Source organism: Nocardia sp. NPDC049935, from assembly GCF_055586645.1.
In genome coordinates this window covers 347,418-368,199 of record NZ_JBVJHV010000002.1, presented here as the reverse complement: position 1 = coordinate 368,199, position 20,782 = coordinate 347,418, and the positions used below count along the sequence as shown (strand labels likewise).

Here is a 20,782-nt window from a genome sequence, read left to right as displayed (position 1 = left end):
CCGGCCCCGGAAACACACGAGTGCGGTATCGGCCGTGGCTGCCGATACCGCACTCGCACAGGGCGATCCGGGCGGATCCTCGTATCACGCGGCGTCGAGAGCCGCCGTGATCTTGCGGGTCATCTCGGCCGATACCGGGGTGGGGCCGCCCTTGCCGGACCGGCCGGCCACGTCGACGGCGACCAGGACGGTGCTGCGGAAGTTGTCGGCCTCGGCCGAATCCTGCGCCTTCAGCAGGCTCATGGCCGCGGTCAGAGCCGGCAGTACCTGGTCGGCGAGCTGGGCGACGGTTTTGCCCGGCAGGCCGATGTCCTTGGACTTCGCCGCGAGCACATGCCCGATCGGGCCGGTGGCCGAGTACAGGGCGAGAGACCCCTGGGTGGCGGCCTTGTGCGGCGAGCCGGTGGCATCGGCGGCCGACATCAGCGAGACGGCGCCGTAGGCGGCGGTGCGAACGGTGGCCTTGTCCTGGGCGGTCAGGGTGATGGACATGGTGTACTCCTCGGAATCTGTGGTGCTGCGTCGGGGACGAACGGCCGTACGATCCGGGTCGCTACCCGGGAGGTCCGATCGTTCAGAGCCGGTCACCACTGTGGAGTGGCTCCCTGTTCTGCTCATATGAGTACTTTCGCGGGCCGGCCTGATACGGGGCTGACGCCGATCTGATACCTCCCCTGACACCGAATCCGGCCTGATCACAGATGAAATCAGGAAGGCCGGGCCGGGTCCTGCCGCCCACCCAGATGCCGGGCGAGGAATCGCTCCACCGCGTGGAACATATCGATCCGGTTCTCCGGATTCACGAATCCGTGCCCCTCGTCGTCCTTGATCATGTACTCGACCTCCACACCGCGATCCCGCAGTGCCGCCACCAGATTGTCGGATTCCGCGCGCACGACACGGGCGTCGTTGGCGCCCTGCACCACCAGCAGCGGGGTCCGGATCCGGTCTGCGTAGGTGATGGGCGAGCGCGCGAGCATATCGGCCTCCTGCTCCGGATCGGCCGGATCGCCGACGAACAGATGCCAGTTGTTCGCCAGATGCGGTTTCGAGAACGGCGGGATGGTGCGCAGGAAGTTCGCCAGATTCGAGATGCCCACATAGTCGATCGCGGCGGCGAACACGTCCGGGGTGAAGGTGACGCCGACCAGCGAGGCGTAACCACCGTAGGAGCCGCCGAATATCGCGACCCGCTCCCGATCGGCATACCCCCGCGCCACCGCCCACTCCACGGCGTCGATCACATCGTCGTGCATCGCACCGGCGAACTCCTTGATCGCGGCGCGCACGAACGCCTTGCCGAAGCCGGTCGAACCCCGGAAGTCGACCTGCAACACCGCATAGCCGCGGTTGGCGAGGAACTGGGCCGGCGGGTCGAACTCCCAGCTGTCCCGGAACCACGGACCGCCGTGCAGCAGTACCACCAGGGGCAGGTTCCGCGGCTCGATCCCCACGGGCAGGGTCAGATACGACGGGAGGGTCAGGCCGTCGCGCGCCGGGATCAACACCGGCGTCATCGGCGCCAGCGATTCCGGGTCCAGATGCGGGTAGGGGCGGTACAGCAGCCGGCTCTTCCCGGTGACATGGTCGTAGTGGTAGGCGAGATCGGGGTCGCGGTCGTGGACGAAGGTGGCGATCCAGTGCCGCCCCGAATCGTCGCAGGAGAGCGCGCCGAGATCGCCGTCGGACAGTTTCTCCAGATTCGCCAGCACCTGGGCGAAACGCTCGTCGAGCGCGTGGATCTTCTGACGTTCACCGAGATAGCGCACCCCGAGCAGCTCGCCGGTCGCCGGGTCGAGGATCAGCGGCGCGTACAGCGACGGGTTCACCGCGGACCTGGTGTCCAGGTCGTACCGGGGGTGACTGTCGACCTCGGTCTCCTCGCCGGTACGCAGATCCAGCCGCACCAGCCGCGTCCGGTCGGTACCGCTGCTGGATCCGATCCACACACCGGTCCCGTCGGGTGTGGGCACCACGGGCGCCACCCCCATCGGGTAATCCGCTCCCGTGAAGGTCGCGACGGGTCGCGTCACACCCGCCTCCGGGTCCCAGCGCGAGAATTCGAAATCACCACCGGATGTCAGTCCGCGGCAGTAGATCTCACCGTCACGACCGCACTGCCAGTGGGCGACCGACCCGGGATTCTCGGCGAGCACGGTGAGTTCGCCGGTGGCGATATCGATCTCGCACAGATCGAACCAGGCCGCGCTCCGCTTGTTCAGATGCACCCGCGCCTTCCCGGGCAGATCGGCGGGCAGATCGATATCCAGTACCGTCACCCCCGGAAACGGCGTCAGATCCACCGCGGCGGCGGGATCGTCCGGATCCACCCGGTACAGATGCCATTTCTCGTCGCCGTCGCCGTCCTGGATGTAGAGCAGCCGGCGCGAATCGCGGGTCCAGCGGTAACTCTGCACACTGCGGTTCTCGTCGGCCGTCACACAGCGGGGCTCGGCCCCGGAATCCAGCTCCTGCACCCAGACATTGAGGCGGTTCCGCCACGGCGCGAGATAGGCGATCCGGGTGCCGTCCGGCGAGATCGACGGCGCCGCACGCACGGGTTCGGTGAAGAACTCCTCGACCGAGATGAATTCGGGCAACGCCATGATCGATCCTTCCGGTGGGTGCGCGGTACGGAATCCAGCACACTCCCGGCCGTCGCGGCAGGGTCAACCTCGCGACAGTGTGACCCGCGGCACATGACAGACGGGCCCGCCGCGTAGGCCTGGTTCCTTACCCGGAGGTCGGGTACCGGCGGAAAAAGTGCGTACTGGTCCGCCCCACCGGCCCGTCCGATACTCGGCCGCACGGTGGAGCGGAGGTCTCCACGCTGAGACGAGCGGAGTCACGATGACGGACGAGCAGCGCATACCGGTGACCGTGCTCGGCACCGGTTCGATGGGCCGGGCGCTGGCCGGAGCCTTCCTCGCGGCGGGACACCGGACCACGGTGTGGAACCGCACTCCGGAACGCGCCGCGCCCCTGGTGCGCGGCGGCGCGGAACTACAGACGGATATCACCGCCGCGGTCGAGTCGGCCCGGCTGATCATCGTGTCGACCACCGGCCTCGAAGCCGCCAGGGAAAGTCTGGCCGCCGCGGAGAACGCCCTCGCCGGACGCACTCTCGTCACCCTGAGCAGCGCGATCCCCTCCACTGCGCGGGAGTTCGCGCGGTGGGCGGCCACCCGCGGAGCCCGGGTTCTCGGCGGCGCGATCAAGAACGTGCCCGCGGCCGTGGGCGATCCGGATACGCTGCTGTACTTCGGAGGCGAGCGGGCGGTCTTCGACGAATACGCCGGCACTCTGCGCGTACTCGGCGGCGATATCGTCCATCTCGGGGCGGAGCCGGATCTGGCCGCCCTCTACGAATCCGCCGTCGGCGCGACCCTGCTGCCCGCGCTGCTGGGGTTCCTCGAGGGCGCGGCGCTGCTGGCCGCGCGCGGTATCCCGGCGGATTCGATGGTTCCGTATTCGGCGAAATGGCTGGAGATGATCGTCGCGCTGCTCCCGGTGATGGCCGCGGAGATCGACAGCGGCGACTACGACCGGCTGGGGTCGTCGGTCGGGCTCTTCCACAGCGGTATCGGCGACGACGAGCGGCTCGCGCGCGAATCCGGCGTCGATATGTCCTGGCACGCCCCCATGCACGACCTCCTGCGCCGGGCGGTGGCCGAGGGCCGGGGCGAGCAGAGCATCACCGCGCTGTTCGAACTACTCGCCCCGCGCGTACCGGACAGCCGCGGCGATCTCCTCGATCTCCCCCGCCCGCCCGGGGTCGCCGCCGAGCGCCTCGGATAGTTCGAGGACCGAATCCTCGACCGTGTGACGCCGGGCCAGCGCGACCAGTTCGTCGCGTAGATAGTCACCCGGGAGCTGCCCCGGGGCGGCCGCCCGCTCGGTGAGCACGTCCCATTCGGCGGCGGGCAGCGCGTAGGCGCCGCCCGAGAGGGGGACATCGGCGATGCCGCGCGACTCCCGCCACCCCGGCCGTTCGGCCCGCAGGAACTCCACCACCGAATCCAGCGGCACCCGCCGTCGAGCCAGAGCGGTCAGCTCACGGCGTACCTGGGTGTGGACCGGTACCCCGGCGGCGCGGGCGCGCCTGCGCAATACATCGGCGGCGGCCGCGGGCAGGTCGTCGATCAGCGTCATGAGGTCACCATAGGCAGCGCGCGCGATCCCCGGACGGAAAACCGACCCCGCGGCAGCTCGGCCATCCAGGCTGCCGGGACGGATGCCGAGCACGCCGGCTAACCGGTCAGTTCCCCACGACGGGACCGCAGATATTCGAGATCATCCAGGTAGATCCTGGTGTCACCGCGTTCCAGGACGGCTCGCTGCGCCCGGTCGCCGCTGTCGGCCGAGGTGACGATGAACTCCACCAGTTCGGTCAACTTGGCGATAGCGGCGTCCAGAACATCGGCCGGGGTGATGCCCGCGACGCCGTAGCTGTCGCAGAACAACCCGAGCCGCCGGCGCTGCGCGTCGGCACCGGCCCCGCCGGCGTCCGGGTTCGCCGGGCCGGCCAGCGGGACGAACCGGTAGGCGGTGTAGCCGAGATCGCGGACGCGGGGACCGGGCGCCGCCATATCGAAGTCGATGACCGCACTGAGACGCTCGCCCTCGAAGAGCAGGTTGTAGGGGCAGAAGTCGTTATGACACAGCACTTCCTGCGGCTCCCGCGCCCGGAACTGCCAGCTCGCACCCGGCGGCGGCTCGAAGTCCACGGTGGCGTCGTGGAGTTCGCGCAGCATCTGGGCCACCGCGCGCAGGGTGGAGTCGGTGAGCACGAAAGGCGGCAGTGGGTAGACCGCGACCCGCCCCGGAAGCAGGTCGAGGATCTCGCGGCCCTGCTCGTCGTAGCCCAGGGGTCGCGGGGCACGAAGGAAACCGCGCCGCCGGATATGGTCGAGCAACGCGTGCACCGCGGGGGTCCACGGGCCGGCCGCGCGCCGGACGGTGTCGCCGACCCGTACGACCGCGGTGGTGCTCCCTCCGGACAGAATCTCCTCGTCCACTCTCCGACCTCGCTTCGCTGAGACCACCGACCGAGACGCCGGTTCCGGACCGGACCGTCACCCTTCCGCGCGACCTGACCGGATGGTGGACACCGGTCGCACTCGTACCGCCGAATGGGTGGACAGCCGGGGTGTTCGCTGGCACGATAACGCTCCGAAAAGGACAGACCATGCGGAGCCCGAGAACACCAGCGGTAGCCTCTGACGCCATGACCACGCACATGTTGCGAATTCGCTCCACTTCGCGTGTTCCAACCGGTGAAGGGAAGTGAACAAGCCGTGGCCACGGTGACCTTCGATCGCGCCACCCGGCAGTATCCGGGGGCCAAAACGCCCGCCGTCGATCAATTGCAGCTCGAGATCACCGACGGTGAGTTCCTGGTGCTGGTCGGCCCGTCGGGCTGCGGGAAATCCACCTCGCTGCGGATGCTGGCGGGCCTCGAGGAAGTCTCGGGCGGCCGCATCCTGATCGGCGACCGGGATGTGACGCATTCCGATCCCAAGGACCGCGATATCGCGATGGTCTTCCAGAACTACGCGCTGTACCCGCATATGACCGTCGCCGAGAACATGGGCTTCGCGCTCAAGCTCGCGAAGGTCGGCAAGGACGAGAAGCAGCGGCGGGTGCTCGAGGCGGCCCGGCTGCTCGACCTCGAACCGCTGCTGGACCGGCTGCCCAAGGCGCTGTCCGGCGGCCAGCGTCAGCGCGTCGCGATGGGGCGGGCGATCGTGCGCGATCCGCAGGTGTTCCTGATGGACGAGCCGCTGTCCAACCTGGACGCGAAACTGCGGGTGCAGACCCGCACCCAGATCGCGCAGTTGCAGCGCCGGCTCGCCACCACCACGGTGTATGTCACCCACGACCAGGTCGAAGCGATGACCATGGGCGACCGGGTGGCCGTGATGCGCGACGGCCTGCTGCAGCAGTGCGCCGCCCCGCGCGATCTCTACCGCGACCCGGCCAATGTGTTCGTCGCCGGGTTCATGGGGTCGCCGGCGATGAACCTGTTCACCCTGCCGGTATCCGGCGGGGCGGTCCGGATCGGCGGATATTCGCTGCCGCTGCCGCGCTCGGTGGCCGACGAGGCGGGCGCCTCGGTAACCGTCGGTATCCGCCCGGAGCACCTGGAGGCCGGCGACTCCGGTATCGAGATCGAGGTGGACGTGGTGGAGGAACTCGGTTCCGACGCCTTCATCTACGGCCGCCCGGCCGAGGCCACCGCAGGCGTGGAGACCATCGTCGCCCGTAGCGACTGGCGCAATCCGCCGGCCAAGGGCACCCGGGTGTCACTCACCCCGGGCCCGGAACACATCTACTTCTTCGGCGCCGACGACGGCCGCCGCCTGAACTAGACCCGTCATACAGGTGTCCCGCCCGCGGCGGGACACCTGTCACGAACGTGCGCGACGGCTCGCGCGCCACCGCTCGTTGAGCCGTACGCCCAGTTCGTCCACACCGATCTCGCGACCGGATTCGCTGCGCACCTGAACCCGCACCGGATCTCCCGTCGCGGCCTCCACCAGGTCCAGCGGCGCCGGGCCCGGTTGCAGGTGGGCGTTTCCCCACTGCATCAACGCGAGCACCACCGGGAGCAGATCGCGCCCCTTCGGCGTGAGCACGTACTCGTGCCGGGTGCGTTTACCCTCCTCGCGATAGGGCTGCTTGGTGAACAGCCCCGCCTCGGTGAGCTTGCGCAACTGGCCCGAGACGGCGGCGTCGGTGATTCCCAGCCGGGAGGCGAACCCGTCGAAGCGGGTGGTCCCGTAGTAGGCCTCCCGCAGGATGAGGATCGCCGACCGGGTGCCGACCACATCCAGCGCCATCGCTATCGAGCAGTGGTCGGGTTTCCACGAGTTCAGATCGGCCAGCGGGCCTTCCATCACGGCTGCCATCGGTCCATCATATCCACCCTGACTTGCCTCGGGTCATGTCAGGGGTTAATCTGGCTTTAGATAACTTTAGCCAGAGTCGAGCTCTGGCGGCGAAAGGAATCACCATGCGAGACGCGGTCATCGTCGATGCGGTCCGGACCCCGATCGGGCGCGGTAGGCCCACCGGAGCCCTGCACTCGGTCCATCCCGTGGACCTCATGGCACACAGCCTCCGCACCCTGGTCGAACGCACCGGGATCGATCCCGCGCTGATCGACGATGTGATCGGCGGGGTCGTGAGCCAGGTCGGCGAACAGGGTGTGAACATGACCCGCCGCGCCGCCCTGGCCGCGGGCTTCCCGGAATCGGTCCCGGCGACCACGGTCGACCGGCAGTGCGGCAGCAGCCAGCAGGCGGTGCACTTCGCGGCCCAGGGTGTGATCGCCGGCGCCTACGACATGGTGGTGGCCACCGGCGTCGAATCCATGAGCCGGGTACCGATGGGCGCGAGCGCGCGCGGCGCCGACGATATCTCCGGCGTGGGTTTCGCCGAGCGGTACCCCGAAGGACTGGTGCCCCAGGGGATCAGCGCCGAACTCATCGCCGCGAAATGGGGGATCTCCCGGACCGAACTGGACGAATTCGCACTCGCCAGTCACGAGAAGGCCGCCCGAGCCACCAAGGACGGCCGGTTCGCGGCCGAACTCGCCCCGCTGGCCGGGCTCGACACCGACGAGGGCATCCGCACCGGCTCGACCCTCGACACCCTCGCCGGGCTGCGCCCCGCCTACTACGACGAGGCGATGGCGCAGCGGTTCCCGCAGATCGGCTGGAACATCACCGCCGCCACCGCCAGCCAGATCAGCGACGGCAGCGCCGCGGTCCTGATCACCACCAGCGACAAGGCCCGGGAACTGGGTCTGCGCCCGCTGGCCCGGCTGCACAGTTTCGCGGTGGCCGGCGACGACCCGCTGCTCATGCTCACCGCCGTCATCCCCGCCACCCGCAAGGTCCTGGACCGGGCCGGGCTCACCATCGACGATATCGACCTGATCGAGATCAACGAGGCGTTCGCCTCCGTGGTCGCGGCCTGGGAGCACGACACCGGCGCCGACCCCGGGCGGGTGAACGTCAACGGCGGCGCGATCGCCCTCGGCCACCCGCTCGGCGCGTCCGGCGCCCGGCTGATGACCACCCTCGTGCACGCCATGCGGGATCGCGGCGCCCGCTACGGCCTGCAGACCATGTGCGAGGCGGGCGGGCTCGCCAACGCCACCATCCTCGAACGCCTCTGATCGCCGCCCACCGATGCCGGCCCTGCCCGAGGGCCGGCATCGCTCGCACCGGAAACTGTTCCGCTGGGAAATGATCCGAGGTGGACACGAACGCGGTCCGGCAACGCCCTACCGATACCCGAATCAGCTTGCCGGGCGACGCGCCGACGATTCGGAAACGCCGGAAATCGAACACACTTTCTAACGTAACCCGCGGTAACCCGGATATGTTCTGCCACATGGCCGGTTCCCCACACGAGGTGATGCACCGCCTCTTCCAACACGATCCCGGCGTCTTCGCCCGAGCGTTCCGCGCCCTCGGACTACCCTTCGACGACCCCGACGAAGTCGCGGTGTTCACCAACGACCTCACCGAGATCCGCCCCCTCGAACGCCAGGTCGACACCCTCCTCCGGATCACCACCGTCCGAGACGGCGCCTTCCTGCTCCTCGTCGAAGCCCAGAACAAGAAAGACGACGACAAACCCGGCGCCTGGGCCTACTACCTGGCCCACCTCCACGAGAAGTACCGGCTACCGGTCGTACTGCTTGTCGTGTGCCGCGACACCACGACCGCCGCCTGGGCACGCGAACCGATCAGGATCGGCCTGCCTCAATGGTCGAGCATTATCGTGCGCCCACTCGTCCTGGGCCCGGACAACGTCCCTGTCGTGACAGATCCCGAGGCGGCAGCCGCCGATATCCCCTTGGCCGTGTTGTCGGCGGTCACCCACGTCGACGACGCACGTATCGGTGCCATACTGAAGACGCTCGCCGATGCCCTGCACGAACTGGAAGACGAGGAAGATTTTCACGTCTTCGCCGAACTCACCGAACTCGGCCTCGGCGCGACCCGAGCCGCGAAAACCTGGAGCACACTGATGAGCGTGGACCTGTCGTTCTATCGTTCGCGTACCTCGCAGCGCCTGCGCGCCGAAGGCCGCGCCCAGGGGCTGGCCGAAGGCCGTGTCGAAGGACTGGCCGAAGGGCACACCGAAGGCCGGGTCGAAGAAGGCATCGAAAAAACTCTGCGGCTGCTGAAGGCCCGCGGGATCACTGTCCCCGACCATTCCAGAGAGCGCATCCGGGCCTGCACAGACCTCGAGATCCTCGATCGCTGGTTCGACCGCGCCATCACGGCGACCGAGATCGACGAGATCTTCGCCGACTGACGGTCGTCCTCTCGTCCGGCAGTTCGAGCTCGGTCCGGACGACCGGCCCTGCTCTGCAGCACTACTACTGTGGGACCGGTGACCGAGCTACCCGAGATCGACACCCTCGTCGTCTATGCGATTCCGATGCGGTCGAAGTTCCGGGGGATCACGGTGCGCGAGGGGGTGGTGGTTCGCGGACCGCGCGGGTGGGGGGAGTTCTGCCCCTTCCCCGAATACGACGATCGGGAATCCGCGCACTGGCTGGCCACCACCATCGAACAGGTGGACACAGGCTGGCCGGAGCCGGTACGTGAACGTATCCCGATCAACTGCACGGTGCCGGCGGTCGACCCGGAGCGGGCCCACGACCTCGTGGCAAGGTCCGGTTGCCGGACCGCGAAGGTGAAGGTCGCCGACCATCCCGGATCTCTGCCCGAGGATCTGGCCCGGGTCGAGGCGGTCCGGTCGGCGCTGGGGCCCGGCGGCGCGATCCGGGTGGACGCCAACGCGCTGTGGGATGTGGACACCGCGGTGGCGAATATCGGCCAGATCGACCGGGCCGCAGGCGGTCTGGAATACGTCGAGCAACCGTGCCGGACCGTCGAAGAGCTGGCGGCCGTTCGCCGCCGGGTGGCGGTACCGATCGCGGCGGACGAATCCATCCGCCGGGCCGAAGACCCGATGCGGGTGGCGGTGGCCGGGGCCGCGGATATCGCGGTGATCAAATGCACTCCCCTCGGCGGGGTGCGGCGGGCGCTGGAGGTGGCCGAAGCGGCCGGGCTGCCGTGTGTGATCTCCTCGGCGCTCGAGACCAGTGTGGGACTGTCCGCGCAGCTCGCGCTGGCCGGCGCGCTGCCGGAACTCGGGCACGCCTGCGGATTGGGCACCGTGACCCTGTTCGAAGGTGATCTGGTCGCCGAATCGCTGCGGCCCGTGGACGGATTCCTCCCGGTTCCGCACACCCCACCGCGACCCGATCCCGCGCTCCTGGAGAAGTACCGCCACCCGGACCCGGAACGCACCGCCTGGTGGACCGAACGTTTCCACCGGCTCTGGGATCGGGCTCGCTGACAACCTCCCGATTCCACCACACACTCGCGCGGCGGCCGCGGTGCGCGCCGCCACCGTTCGGGTGACTCATCCCAACCGGACACCGCAGTCGTGCAGGGTGATGCGCAGCAGCAGTGCGGCTTCCGGGCCGATCACACCCTCGGCCAAGGCCACATAGCGCGCGCAGAATTCCGGACCGTGCGGGGCGACGGCGTCCGGAGCGGGTTCGAGGTGGTGGGCCAGTTCGTGCAGCACCACCAGTTCCCGCAGCGCCCAGGAGGTTCCGTCACCGGGTCGGCCCGCGTGGACCGGAACCGCCAGCACCGCGGAATCCGTTTCGTAGTGGGCGGCAAATGTTCCCGCCCGGGCCCGCACCCGGATCGGCGTCCGTGCCCGGTCCCACTCCCGGCCGACCCAGTCCAGCGCCAGCACTCGATCGCAATAGCGCTGCACCGACTCCGCCGACGCGAATTTCCGTTCCACCGGCAGCGTCAGCCCGGAGCCGTGCACCTCCACGGTGTAGTTCCCGAACTGCGCGGCCCGGTCGAAGATCGTGCGCACGAGTTGTTCGGCGTCGTACACCCTGGCGCGCTGGGTATCCCGCACCGCCGTCACCGCGGCCCCGCCGCCCGGGAGACGCGCATGGTCAATTACCCGGTCGGGCGGTGAGCCCCGACCTGGCCGCGTCGAGTTCCGGCGCCGTACCGAGCCGCGCCACCCGGCCCGCCCGATCACCGGCCCGCCGGGCGTCCGGTGAATATCCGGTGGAGGTATCGGGCCCGCGCCAGGTCCCGCGCGCCTCCGAATTGCGCCCGTAGAAATCGGTGAGCGCGAGTTCCTTGTCGCGCAGGGCCAGCGCCGCGCCCGCCGCCTGCTCGGCGGACACCGGTTCGGCCGGATCCAGCGCCCGCCCGGTGGCGGCTCGCTCCACCTCGGTCTTCGCTTCGGTCAGCCGGATCCCGATCCGCGCCGCGAACGCCATCTGGAAGTTCAGCCGCGCCGTCACACCGGCCACCGGTACCCGCACCGTCCGGCGCACCCGGCGGCCCGCACGGCGTTCGACGACGAGCTTCTCCACCGTCGCCGACCGGTAGGCCCCCGATTTGATGTAGCGGTCCGAGGCCCGCACCATCTGCACCAGCAGGCTCGAGTACAGCGCCTCGCACACCCCGATATCGGCGGCGAACCCGTAGGCGTACACCTGGGTGGAGTTGCGGGCCACATCGCAGCGCACATCGTTGGCGGCGGCGATGGCCACGAACAGCTGCACGTAGGTGCGCAGACCCTTGCGGCCGGGTTCGCCGATCGGCACCATCCGCTGGATCGGGGCGCTCGCCCGCTCCCGGCCCCGGGTATGCGCCCGCGCCACCGCCAGATCGATGGAGGACCGGGTGGCCAGCCGCTGTGCGGCGGCCATGAACGCCTCGGCCTCGTGCTCGTTGTCGGTGGACTCGGCCTGGCGCAGCAGTCCGCCGATCCTCGTCAGCAGGCGGTCGGGTACTGCGTTCGCGGTGGACATCGCGGATCAGCCTAATAGGCGTCCCGGAACCCCCGCTGTGATCGACGCCATCGCATCCGTGACCCGACTTCCGTGGTCGCGGGCCACCGGCCGCGGCATCCTCGAACCCCGTCCACCTGTGGGTATTCGCGGTGCCGGGGTTGCGGGTGCGGACCCGGACGAAAGCCGGGGCCGTACTTCCGCACAGGAGTACCCCACACGCGCCGGGCACACCATGTATGTTGCCTTGTGCTGCCGCTCACGTATCGACCCTGGAGTTCCGCGATGGCTTTCAAGAAGGTGCCGTCTCTACGCGCCGCGCTCGTTATTGCGCCGATCGCGCTGCTGACCGCGACCTTCGCCACCGCGTGCAACACCGCCGACACCGAAGAACAGCTCGGCATGAACCAGGACGGACGCGGCCCGATCACCTACGTCGAGGGTAAGGACACCACCGAGACCGGCGCGGTCAAGCAGGTCATCGACCGCTGGAACGCCACCCACCCGGACGAACAGGTCACCTACAAGGAGCAGTCCAACGACGCCTCCGCGCAGTACGACGACCTGGTCGAACATATGCGCGCGAAGTCGGCCGACTACGACGTGGTGGCCATAGACGTACCGTGGACCGCCGAGTTCGCGGCCAAGGGCTGGATCCAACCCCTGGAGGGGCAGTTCGCCATCGACACCTCCCCGCTGCTGTCGCCCCCCGTCGCCAGCGCCACCTACAACGGCACCCTCTACGCCGCCCCCCGCAACACCAACGGCGGCCTGCTGTTCTACCGCAAGGATCTGGTGCCCAACGCGCCCCGGACCTGGGCGGAGATGCGGGCGAGCTGCCCGGTGGCCCGGGAACAGCAGATCGGCTGCTACGCGGGCCAGTTCGCGCCCTACGAGGGCCTGACCGTGAACACCGCCGAGGTGATCAACGCCTTCGGCGGCACCTTCGTCGGCACCGACGGCCGCACGCCCACGGTGAACAGTCCCCAATCGCGCGCCGGGCTCGAACAGCTGGTGGACGCGTACAGGGTCGGCGATATCCCGCGCGAGGCCGTCACCTTCCAGGAGCCGGAAAGCGGCGCCGCCTTCAACCAGGGCAAACTCATGTTCCTGCGCAGCTGGCCCTCCACCTACGGTGACGCCTCCTCGGAATCGTCGGCCGTGAAGGACAAGTTCGGGGTGGCCCCGCTGCCCGGCGACACCGGTATCGGCGCCTCGACTCTCGGCGGCTACAACGCCGCGATCAGCGCGTACTCCGAGAACAAGGCCACCGCGCTGGATTTCCTGAAATTCCTGATCAGCGAGGAAGCCCAGCACATCATCGCCTCCGGCGCACTGCCGTCGGTGCGGGCCTCGATCTACGACGATCCGGCACTCATCGCGAAGATGCCGTACCTGCCCGCCTTGAAGGATTCCATCGCCAGCGCGGTGCCCCGACCGGTCACCCCGTTCTATCCGGCGGTGTCCAAAGCCATTCAGGACAACGCATATGCTGCCCTGACCGGAACCAAGTCCGTGAACGACGCGATCATCGGGATGCAGAAGGGCATCGAGACAGCCGGATCGTAGAAGTGGTTCAACCGGACCCGGCGAGCCCGTAGGAGAGAGAACGGTGTCGGATCCTTCCGGAACGGACGCGCAGGCGTCGGTCCGTACAGATAAGCCCGCGAACGCGAAGCGTGACAGCGGGACGTCCACCTCACTGCTCGACGATATCCGCATGTCCGGCAGGGCATGGATGTTCGTCGCGCCGGTACTGGCGGCACTCGCGGTGGTCATCGGCTATCCGGTGATCCGGGCGCTGTGGATGTCGTTCCACTACGACGATCAGCTCGATCCCGTCACCGGCCGCTTCGTCGACAACGGTGAGAGCACCTTCTACAACTACCTGCACTGGCTGGTCGGCCAATGCCAGGTGATCACCGGCGGCACCACCGAATGCCCGACCGGCAACCTCGGCGCCGAGTTCTGGAGCGCGGTCGGCGTCACGCTGTTCTTCGCGGTGGTGACGGTGACGCTGGAGGTCGCGATCGGGCTCGGGATGGCGATCGTCATGGGCAAGACCTTCCGCGGCCGGGCGCTGCTGCGCGCCGCGGTGCTGATCCCGTGGGCGATCCCGACCGCGGTGACAGCGCGGCTGTGGGAATTCATGTTCCAGTACGACGGCCTGGTCAACAATCTCTTCGGCACCGAGATCCTGTGGACCTCGGATACCTGGCCGGCTCGGTTCGCGGTGATCGCCGCCGATGTGTGGAAGACCGCCCCGTTCGTGGCGCTGCTGCTGCTGGCCGGCCTGCAGGTCATCTCCCACGATGTCTACGAGGCGGCGCGGGTCGACGGGGCGTCGGCCTGGCAGCGGTTCACCCAGATCACCCTGCCGCTGCTGAAGCCGGCGCTGCTGGTCGCGGTGCTGTTCCGCACGATGGACGCGCTGCGGATGTACGACCTGCCCGCCATCATGACCGATGATCTCCCGGCCACCCGGACCCTGTCGGTGCTGGTGGTCGAACAGACCAGGCAGGGTCCCAACAGCGCGGCCGCACTGTCGACGATCACCTTCCTGTTGATCTTCGCCGCGGCCTTCGTACTCGTGAAGATATTGGGCGCGAACGCGGTGCGGACGCAGGAAGAACAGCGGAAGGCGTGAGGGCCGCGTGACTACTCAGCAGAACAGAACCCCGTCGTTGCTGCGCCGCCTCGGGTCGGCCCGGATCTATGTGGGCGCGCTGATCGTGCTCCTGTGGGGGCTCGGCCCGTTCTATTGGATGGCGGTGACCGCCTTCCGCGATCCCGCCTACACCTTCGAGACCACGCCCTGGCCGACCCACGTCACCCTGGACAACTTCCGCGACGTCTTCGACACCAGCCGCGGTAACGATTTCGGCAAGGCGCTGCTCAACAGCGTGATCATCGGCACCGCCACCACGGCGATCGCCCTGATCATCGGTGTCATGGCCGCCTACGCGCTGGCCCGGCTCGCCTTCAAGGGCCGGTACGTGGTGGCCGGGCTCATCCTGGGCGCGTCGATGTTCCCGGTGGTGGTCCTGGTGACGCCGCTGTTCCAGCTGTTCACCGAGATCGGCTGGATCGGCGAGTACCAGGCCCTGATCCTGCCGAATATCTCCTTCGTGCTGCCGCTGACCGTCTACACCCTGTCGTCGTTCTTCACCGAACTGCCGTGGGAGCTGGAGGAGGCGGCGCGGATCGACGGCGCCACCCGGTCCCAGGCGTTCCGGCTGGTGATGCTGCCGCTGGCGGCGCCCGCGGTGTTCACCACCGCCATCCTGGCCTTCATCGCCGCCATCAACGAATACTTGCTGGCTCGTGTCCTTTCCGGTAGCGAAACGGAACCGGTAACGGTGGCCATCGCGCGTTTCTCCGGGAACAATCCCCTGGTAGAGCCCTACGCGGCGATTATGGCGGCCGGAACGCTGGTAACCGTGCCGCTGGTAATTCTGGTACTGCTGTTCCAGCGCCGGATCATCTCCGGCCTCACGGCAGGCGGGGTCAAGAGCTGATCACTGGGTATCCTGGGGGCCGGCGGTGGTGCGCCTGAGTTTTTCCGACGCTCCGGAAGGAGATGATCGTGAGCAGCTCGTCCCGTTCCCAGCGTGGCCGCAACACCCCCGACGAACCCGAGTACTCCTCGCTGGCCGGATGGAATCGGCTCGACGCCGGTGTGCGGCCCCGCCCGCCCCGGCCATCGGAATACCCCCGGCCCCGGCGCACCCGCGGTCAGCGGATCCGGCATCTGATCCTGTGGCTGTTCGTCATCCTGATCGCGATCCCGGCGCTGCTGGTGGCGCTCGTGTACTGGAGTTCGGAGATCCCGGCGGCCGGTACCGTCCCGGTGAATCAGACCGCCACCATCGTCGCCTCCGACGGCAGCACCGTCCTGGCCGAGGTGGTCCCGCCGGAGGGCAACCGCACCCCCGTTCCCCTGTCGAAGGTGCCCGCCCACGTCCGTGACGCGGTGCTCTCCGCCGAGGACCGCAACTTCTACACCAACCCCGGTTTCTCGACCGCGGGCCTGCTGCGCGCCGCCCGGGACAACGCCCTGGGCCATCCCAACGCCGGCGGCGGTTCCACCATCACCCAGCAGTATGTGAAGAACGCCTTCCTCGGCACCGAACGCACGGTGAGCCGGAAGGTGCACGAACTCATCATCTCCTCGAAGATGGCCCGGGAGTGGAGCAAGGACGATATCCTCGCCGCCTATCTGAACACCATCTACTTCGGCCGCGGCGCCTACGGCATCGAGGCCGCCTCCAAGGTCTACTTCGGTAAAAGCGTCTCCGATCTGACCGTGGCCGAGGGCGCGGTACTGGCCGCGCTGATCCGCACACCGTCGGGCCTGGACCCGCAGAACCAGCTCCCCCAGCTGCTGCAACGCTGGAACTACGTCCTCAACGGCATGGTCGAGATGAAAGTCCTGGCCCCCGGCGACCGCGACGCGGTGGTCTTCCCGCCCACCAACCCGCCGCCGGCACCGGAGGACGCCCGCAGCACCCGCGGTCCGGAGGGCCATATCAAGGCGCAGGTCCTGCGGGAACTGGCCGCCGCCGGGATCTCCGACCAGGAAATCGACACCGGCGCCCTGCAGATCACCACCACCATCGACGCCCGCGCGCAGCAGGCCGCCCAGGCCGCCGCCGGCGATTCCCTCGACGGCCAGCCGCCGGAGCTGCGGACCGCCACGGTGTCGATCGATCCGCGCTCGGGCGCCGTCCGGGCCTACTACGGCGGCGCGGACGGCATCGGTTTCGATTTCGCCCAGGCGCCGGTGCAGACCGGATCGGCGTTCAAGACGTTCGCGGTACTGGCCGCGATCCAGCAGGGCATTCCGCTGTCGCAGGCCTACGACAGCGCGCCGGTGGATGTGAACGGCGTGACCGTACGCAATGTCGAGAACGAATCCTGCGGCGTGTGCTCACTGTCGGAGGCGTTCAAACGGTCGCTCAACACCAGCTTCTACCGGCTCACCCTGGCGATGAACAACGGTCCCCAGGCCATCGCCGATGCCGCCCACCAGGCCGGGATCCCGAAGGACATCCCCGGTGTGCAGGGTGAATCACTCACCGAGATGGGCGAGGCGCCGATGCCGTCCATCGTGCTCGGGACCTATCTGGTGCGGCCGATGGATATGGCCTCGGCCTACGCCACCATCGCCGGCGAGGGCCGCTACCACCAGCCGTACTTCGTCCAGCGGGTGGTCCGCGGCGACGGCACCGTGCTGCTGGACCGCGGCGGCGACCCGGAGCAGCGCACCGGCGAACAACCGCCCCCGGCCGAACAGCGGATACCGCCTGATGTGGCGGCGCGGGCGGCCCAGGCCATGCTGCCGATCGCCGACTACTCCAACGGTCACGGGCTCAGCGGCCGCCCCTCGGCCGCCAAGACCGGCACCACCCAGCTCGGTGACACCGGCCAGAACAAGGACGCCTGGATGGTCGGTTTCACGCCGTCGCTGTCGACCGCGGTCTGGGTGGGCACCGAGGCCAATCTGCCGATCGTGACCGCCGGCGGCGGACGGATCTACGGTTCCGGGATGCCGTCCGATATCTGGAAGCGGACCATGGACGGCGCACTGGTCGACACTCCCTCCGAGCAGCTCGGCGTGGTGCCGCCGGCCGGTCCGATCATCCCGGCCGCCCCCGCGCCGCAGCCGTCGGGCAATGCCGGCGGAAACCAGAACGGCGGCCGCAACCCGTACGACATCCTCAATCCACCGCCGGCGCCCGAACCCGAACCGGAACCGGCGCCGCCACCGCAGCAGCCGTTCATCGTCATCCCGCCGGCCTCGGAGCCCTACGTTCCCGAACCCGAGCCCCAGTGGGAGAACAACTACGACCCGCCACCGCCCGCACCCGCACCCGCGCCGGAGGTCGCGCCCCCACCGCCCCCACCCGGTCCGCCACCGCCGCGGGTGGTGGAAATCCTGCCCGGTGTGACCATCCCCGTACCGTGATCGATGGATTTCCGCTCGTGATCCCACCGAGGGAACGGTCGACGTGGCAGCATCGTTGGCCAGAGTGAGTATGTCGCCCATCCGACCGACCGGCACCGGGCCGACGCTCGTGCCGGGACGGGCGTGCGGGAGGATATGCGCTGGAGCGACGACGGATGACGAGACATAGGGGCTACGCCGGTGGAATTCAATGTCGTTGACCGCCCGGAAACGCTGGTGGCGGGAATGGTGCTTCGCAGCCCGGCCCTCGCCGTGGAGGGTCCACGCCGAACCAAGGTCGAAGAAGCCTGGAAGCGCAACCTGGCCCGATCCTTACCCGGACCCCCGGCCAGCGCGTTCGTCGATCACGCCCCGGAGATCAACTCGTACCTGACCCATATCATCGGCTACCGCTGCCGCAGTCTCGACGATCTGCAGGCCGGTGACGTTCTCGCCCGCATCCCCGCCGGCCGCTACGCCCGCTTCACCCTCAGCGGCGAAGACCTCGGTGAGACCATCGTGACCCTGTGGCGGGCCATCTGGGATGCCGAGGCCTCCGGCCGCCTCGTGCGCTCCTACACCGGTGACCACGAGCGCTACCCGGACGAGCAGACGGTCGAAGTGTTCGTGGCGATTACAGAAGACGATTCGGCGGGCAGGTAGGAACAGTGGATTTCGAGATTGTCACCCTGGACGAAAGTATGGTCGCCGGGCTCACCATCCCCCTGGCCGGCCGCGAAGTGACCGCCCGCGACCTGGATCTCGTCAACTTCACCTGGGACCGCTACCTGAGCCGGGAGAAGGACGTACCCCGCGTAGCCGCGTATATCGGGCAGGACGACCACGCCGTCGCGGTCCTCGGCTACGAAATCGCGGCCCTGGGCGAAGTGGACTCCGGCGATGTCCTCACCCGCGTCCCCGCCGGCCGCTACGCCAAATTCGTGGTCACCGAGAAACCCTACGACCTGCTCCGCACCGCCTGGGCACGAGTCCGGGAAGCAGAGAAAGCGGGCACGATTACCCGCTCCCACACCGCCGAACTGGAACGCTATATCGGCCCCACCTCGGTAGAGGTCTACGTCTCCCTCGACTGACCCCCACCGGGACGCCCCAGTTATCCCGAACCGGCCACCCCTCGGTGCCGAGTTCAGCGAGCCCTCCCCCGAAGAGCGTTCGGAGCCGGCCCGTTCTCGCCTACAGCCCGGGTTCGGCCCGCGTCGGCTGTCAGCGCTCGAAGCGCATGTGGCGAAGCCACGAGTCTCGATCGCTGACAGCCGACGCTCAGGAGGGCCGGACCTCGAGCGGCGGAGCCGCTCCGATTACCCGATGATGAAGGCTTCCAGCTGAGTCCGGGCGATGTCGTCCGGCAGCTGCTTCGGCGGGGACTTCATCAGGTACGCCGACGCCGGGATGACCGGTCCGCCGATGCCGCGGTCCTTGGCGATCTTCGCCGCCCGGACCGCGTCGATGATGATGCCCGCCGAGTTCGGCGAATCCCACACCTCGAGCTTGTACTCCAGGTTCAGCGGCACATCGCCGAACGCGCGGCCCTCGAGGCGGACGTAGGCCCATTTGCGGTCGTCGAGCCAGCCCACGTGATCGGAGGGGCCGATGTGCACATCGTTGGCGCCCATTTCCTTCTGCAGGTTGCTGGTGACAGCCTGGGTCTTGGAGATCTTCTTGGACTCCAGGCGTTCCCGCTCGAGCATGTTCTTGAAGTCCATGTTGCCGCCGACGTTCAGCTGCATGGTGCGGTCGAGCTGGACGCCGCGGTCCTCGAACAGTTTCGCCATCACGCGGTGGGTGATGGTGGCCCCGACCTGGCTCTTGATGTCGTCGCCGACGATCGGAACGCCCGCGGCGCGGAACTTCTCGGCCCATTCCGGATCCGAGGCGATGAACACCGGCAGGGCGTTGACGAACGCCACCCCGGCGTCGATCGCGCACTGGGCGTAGAACTTGTCGGCTTCCTCGGATCCGACCGGCAGGTAGGAGACGAGGACGTCGACCTCGGCGTCCTTCAGCGCCTTGACGACGTCGACCGGTTCGGCTTCGGCGAGTTCGATGGTCTCGGCGTAGTACTTGCCGATGCCGTCGAGGGTGGGGCCGCGCTGCACGGTGACGCCCAGCGGCGGTACGTCGGAGATCTTGATGGTGTTGTTCTCGCTGGCGAAGATCGCCTCGGACAGGTCGAAGCCGACCTTCTTGGCGTCCACGTCGAAGGCGGCCACGAACTTCACGTCACGCACGTGGTATTCACCGAACCGCACGTGCATGAGTCCGGGCACCGTCGTGGAATCGTCGGCGTCCCGGTAGTACTGCACGCCCTGGACGAGCGAAGAGGCGCAGTTGCCCACGCCTACGATGGCGACGCGAACACTGGACTTGCTGGTGTCTCCACTACTCATGGCCGGAATTTCCTTCTTTCTGTGGTGCCGCCTTCGTCGATTGCTCCGCCGCAATCAACTCGTTGAGCCAGCGCACTTCGCGCTCGCTTGATTCGAGTCCGAGTTGATGGAGCTGGCGGGTGTAGCGATCCAGCGAGCCACTCGCCTTCTTGATCGCTTCCCGCAGCCCCTCTCGGCGCTCCTCGACCTGACGCCGCCTGCCTTCCAGGATCCGCATCCGCGCTTCCGCGGGAGTGCGGCTGAAGAAGGCCAGGTGGACGCCGAAGCCGTCATCGGTGTAGTTCGCCGGCCCGGTGTCGGCGAGGAGTTCTTTGAAGCGCTCCCTGCCCTCCGGGGTCAGCTGGTAGACCCGGCGGGCGCGACGGGTGGGCGTCAAACCCTCGGGGACTTCCTCCGCGATCAGCCCGTCCGCCTGCATTCGTTTCAGGGTCGGATACAGCGATCCGTAGGAAAAAGCCCGAAACGCCCCCAGCAGACCGGTGAGCCGCTTCTTCAGCTCGTAGCCGTGCATGGGCGCTTCCAGGAGCAGCCCGAGGATTGCCAGTTCGAGCACCGGGCTTC

20 protein-coding genes are annotated in these 20,782 nt (G+C 68.4%); 11 read left to right on the top strand and 9 right to left on the bottom strand.

Translation table 11 applies throughout. The annotated features are described in order from the left end of the window. Positions 1-84: 84 nt before the first annotated feature. Positions 85-492: a hypothetical protein gene (locus ACZ6SF_RS09915; RefSeq protein WP_466061667.1), complete on the bottom strand. Its 408-nt coding sequence runs from the start codon at positions 490-492 to the stop codon at positions 85-87. Between the two features lie 215 nt (positions 493-707). Further along, positions 708-2,606 (bottom strand): S9 family peptidase, encoded by a 1,899-nt coding sequence (locus ACZ6SF_RS09910; RefSeq protein WP_466061666.1) that lies wholly within the window; start codon positions 2,604-2,606, stop codon positions 708-710. 244 nt (positions 2,607-2,850) lie between these two features. Here ACZ6SF_RS09910 and ACZ6SF_RS09905 point away from each other — a divergent pair, with 244 nt between their 5' ends. Then, entirely contained in the window at positions 2,851-3,798 is a 948-nt protein-coding gene (locus ACZ6SF_RS09905; RefSeq protein WP_466061665.1) for an NAD(P)-dependent oxidoreductase, read from the top strand. On the opposite strand, the gene ACZ6SF_RS09900 is transcribed toward ACZ6SF_RS09905, so the two are convergent. Beyond that, on the bottom strand, positions 3,712-4,152 hold the full coding sequence (locus ACZ6SF_RS09900; RefSeq protein WP_466061664.1) for a hypothetical protein: 441 nt from the start codon (positions 4,150-4,152) through the stop codon (positions 3,712-3,714). The genes ACZ6SF_RS09905 and ACZ6SF_RS09900 overlap by 87 nt on opposite strands. A 98-nt stretch (positions 4,153-4,250) precedes the next feature. After that, positions 4,251-5,018: a phosphotransferase enzyme family protein gene (locus tag ACZ6SF_RS09895; RefSeq protein ID WP_466061663.1), complete on the bottom strand. Its 768-nt coding sequence runs from the start codon at positions 5,016-5,018 to the stop codon at positions 4,251-4,253. 279 nt (positions 5,019-5,297) lie between these two features. On the opposite strand from ACZ6SF_RS09895, the gene ACZ6SF_RS09890 reads away from it, so the two are divergent. Then, positions 5,298-6,371: an ABC transporter ATP-binding protein gene (locus tag ACZ6SF_RS09890; protein WP_466061662.1), complete on the top strand. Its 1,074-nt coding sequence runs from the start codon at positions 5,298-5,300 to the stop codon at positions 6,369-6,371. 39 nt (positions 6,372-6,410) lie between these two features. Here ACZ6SF_RS09890 and ACZ6SF_RS09885 read toward each other — a convergent pair whose 3' ends face one another. Next, positions 6,411-6,911, bottom strand: a complete 501-nt coding sequence (locus ACZ6SF_RS09885; protein WP_466061661.1) for a winged helix-turn-helix transcriptional regulator — start codon at positions 6,909-6,911, stop codon at positions 6,411-6,413. Positions 6,912-7,015: 104 nt separating this feature from the next. Here ACZ6SF_RS09885 and ACZ6SF_RS09880 point away from each other — a divergent pair, with 104 nt between their 5' ends. The 3 genes from ACZ6SF_RS09880 (at position 7,016) to ACZ6SF_RS09870 (ending at position 10,389) form a co-directional block, all read left to right on the top strand. Next, entirely contained in the window at positions 7,016-8,185 is a 1,170-nt protein-coding gene (locus ACZ6SF_RS09880) for a thiolase family protein (protein ID WP_466061660.1), read from the top strand. An 80-nt stretch (positions 8,186-8,265) separates the two neighbouring features. Continuing rightward, a complete protein-coding gene (locus ACZ6SF_RS09875; RefSeq protein WP_466061659.1) occupies positions 8,266-9,336 on the top strand; it encodes an RpnC/YadD family protein in 1,071 nt (356 codons plus the stop codon). Positions 9,337-9,414: 78 nt separating this feature from the next. After that, entirely contained in the window at positions 9,415-10,389 is a 975-nt protein-coding gene (locus tag ACZ6SF_RS09870; protein WP_466061658.1) for an o-succinylbenzoate synthase, read from the top strand. A gap of 66 nt (positions 10,390-10,455) precedes the next feature. On the opposite strand, the gene ACZ6SF_RS09865 is transcribed toward ACZ6SF_RS09870, so the two are convergent. Further along, positions 10,456-10,983 (bottom strand): TIGR04338 family metallohydrolase, encoded by a 528-nt coding sequence (locus tag ACZ6SF_RS09865; RefSeq protein WP_466061657.1) that lies wholly within the window; start codon positions 10,981-10,983, stop codon positions 10,456-10,458. 31 nt (positions 10,984-11,014) lie between these two features. Beyond that, positions 11,015-11,887 (bottom strand): DUF2786 domain-containing protein, encoded by an 873-nt coding sequence (locus tag ACZ6SF_RS09860; RefSeq protein WP_449998139.1) that lies wholly within the window; start codon positions 11,885-11,887, stop codon positions 11,015-11,017. A gap of 264 nt (positions 11,888-12,151) precedes the next feature. On the opposite strand from ACZ6SF_RS09860, the gene ACZ6SF_RS09855 reads away from it, so the two are divergent. From ACZ6SF_RS09855 to ACZ6SF_RS09830, 6 genes are all read left to right on the top strand, one after another. Continuing rightward, positions 12,152-13,435, top strand: coding sequence for an ABC transporter substrate-binding protein (locus ACZ6SF_RS09855; RefSeq protein WP_466061656.1), 1,284 nt, complete (start codon positions 12,152-12,154; stop codon positions 13,433-13,435). Between the two features lie 151 nt (positions 13,436-13,586). After that, entirely contained in the window at positions 13,587-14,513 is a 927-nt protein-coding gene (locus ACZ6SF_RS09850) for a carbohydrate ABC transporter permease (RefSeq protein ID WP_466062240.1), read from the top strand. Between the two features lie 37 nt (positions 14,514-14,550). Next, positions 14,551-15,384, top strand: coding sequence for a carbohydrate ABC transporter permease (locus tag ACZ6SF_RS09845; RefSeq protein WP_466062239.1), 834 nt, complete (start codon positions 14,551-14,553; stop codon positions 15,382-15,384). A 62-nt stretch (positions 15,385-15,446) separates the two neighbouring features. Beyond that, positions 15,447-17,834, top strand: coding sequence for a transglycosylase domain-containing protein (locus tag ACZ6SF_RS09840; RefSeq protein ID WP_466061655.1), 2,388 nt, complete (start codon positions 15,447-15,449; stop codon positions 17,832-17,834). Positions 17,835-18,014: 180 nt separating this feature from the next. Continuing rightward, positions 18,015-18,476, top strand: coding sequence for a GyrI-like domain-containing protein (locus ACZ6SF_RS09835; RefSeq protein ID WP_466061654.1), 462 nt, complete (start codon positions 18,015-18,017; stop codon positions 18,474-18,476). 5 nt (positions 18,477-18,481) lie between these two features. After that, positions 18,482-18,907 (top strand): GyrI-like domain-containing protein, encoded by a 426-nt coding sequence (locus tag ACZ6SF_RS09830; RefSeq protein ID WP_466061653.1) that lies wholly within the window; start codon positions 18,482-18,484, stop codon positions 18,905-18,907. A gap of 225 nt (positions 18,908-19,132) precedes the next feature. Here the strand turns inward: ACZ6SF_RS09830 and ACZ6SF_RS09825 are convergent, their stop codons facing one another. Together ACZ6SF_RS09825 and ACZ6SF_RS09820 are read right to left on the bottom strand one after the other, a co-directional pair. Beyond that, positions 19,133-20,221, bottom strand: a complete 1,089-nt coding sequence (locus ACZ6SF_RS09825) for an inositol-3-phosphate synthase (RefSeq protein WP_466061652.1) — start codon at positions 20,219-20,221, stop codon at positions 19,133-19,135. Continuing rightward, the gene (locus ACZ6SF_RS09820; protein WP_466061651.1) at positions 20,214-20,774 is read right to left on the bottom strand and encodes a PadR family transcriptional regulator; all 561 of its coding nucleotides are present in this window, start codon (positions 20,772-20,774) and stop codon (positions 20,214-20,216) included. Before ACZ6SF_RS09820 ends, ACZ6SF_RS09825 begins: the two co-directional genes overlap by 8 nt. Positions 20,775-20,782 lie beyond the last annotated feature (8 nt).